The sequence below is a fragment of the Ectothiorhodospira lacustris genome (assembly GCF_022227845.1).
GTDB classification, from domain to species: domain Bacteria; phylum Pseudomonadota; class Gammaproteobacteria; order Ectothiorhodospirales; family Ectothiorhodospiraceae; genus Ectothiorhodospira; species Ectothiorhodospira lacustris.
This window is the reverse complement of record NZ_JAJNQN010000044.1, coordinates 1-1,289: the sequence shown is the minus strand read 5'-3', so window position 1 is coordinate 1,289 and position 1,289 is coordinate 1. Positions and strand designations below refer to the sequence as shown.

The window sequence follows — 1,289 nt, the reverse complement described above, 5'->3', positions numbered from 1 at the left end:
GCGCGCGGCAAGCCCCGCCGTTCAGGGCGGGGAAGGATAGCGCGGACGGCGTAGCCGTCCTTGGGTTTTGGTTTCAGTGTGGGGTCTGCTGCTGTTCGATGTACTGGCGCACGATGGAAATCGGCGCACCACCGCAGCTTGAAGCGAAGTAGGACGGCGACCACAGCACGCCTTATTTCGCCAAAAGGACCAAGTGGCCGTGCATATTGAAAACGCAGTGCCGTCCGCGTCTAATTTCGTTTTCGTCGCTCATGGACCAAGGGTATGATTGAGCCATGCAACGCCTTCAAGCCTACAAGTACGAGCTGAGGCCCAACGGTCGGCAGGAGCGGCAAATGCGCCGCTTCGCCGGCTCGTGCCGGTTCGTCTACAACAGGGCGCTGGCGTTGCAGAAAGAACGCTACGAGCACGGCGAGAAGAAACTCGGCTACGCTGGGCTGTGCAAGCGGCTCACCGAGTGGCGCAACAGCTTGGACACCGCTTGGCTGGCGGATGCGCCAGTGCATCCGCTGCAACAGACTCTCAAGGACCTGGAGCGGGCTTACAGCAACTTCTTCGCCAAGCGGGCCGACCTGCCTCGTTTCAAGAAGAAAGGCCGGTCGGACAGCTTCCGCTACCCCGACCCGAAACAGATCAAGCTCGATCAGGTCAACAATCGTCTATTTCTGCCCAAGCTCGGCTGGCTGCGCTATCGCAACAGCCGGGAGGTACTGGGCACGGTGAAGAATGTCACCGTGAGCCAGTCGTGCGGCAAATGGTTCGTGAGCATCCAGACCGAGCGCGAGGCGGCGCAGCCCCTCCCACAGGGCGGTGCGGTCGGTATCGACATGGGCATTGCCCGGTTTGCCACGCTCTCGGACGGCACGTTCTACGGACCACTCAACAGCTTCAAACGGCATGAGACGCGCCTCTGCAAGGCACAGCAAGCCCTCTCCCGCAAAGTGAAGTTCAGCAACAACTGGAAGCAGGCGAAAGCCCGCGTCCAGGGTATTCATGCCCGCATCGGCAACGCCCGCCGCGACTTCCTGCACAAGACCTCGACCGCGATCAGCCAAAACCACGCGATGGTGTGTATCGAGGACTTGCAGGTACGGAACATGTCCAGGTCGGCGGCAGGCAGCACCGAGCAGCCGGGTAGAAACGTTCGGGCCAAGTCCGGCCTGAACAAGTCCATCCTCGATCAAGGCTGGTTCGAGTTCCGCCGCCAACTGGATTACAAGTTGGCATGGCAAGGCGGCTGGCTGGTTGCAGTGCCGCCACGGAACACCAGCCGCACCTGTCCGTGCTGC

1 protein-coding gene and 1 pseudogene are annotated in these 1,289 nt (G+C 61.4%); one reads left to right on the top strand and one right to left on the bottom strand.

Annotated elements, in window-relative coordinates; all coding sequences use genetic code 11:
* Positions 1-73: 73 nt before the first annotated feature.
* Positions 74-172: pseudogene (locus LQ956_RS15155) on the bottom strand (transposase); the annotation flags it as partial.
* A 103-nt stretch (positions 173-275) separates the two neighbouring features.
* On the opposite strand from LQ956_RS15155, the gene LQ956_RS14855 reads away from it, so the two are divergent.
* Positions 276-1,289 (top strand): RNA-guided endonuclease InsQ/TnpB family protein (locus LQ956_RS14855; protein WP_238630387.1); only part of this gene is annotated, 1,014 nt, incomplete at its 3' end.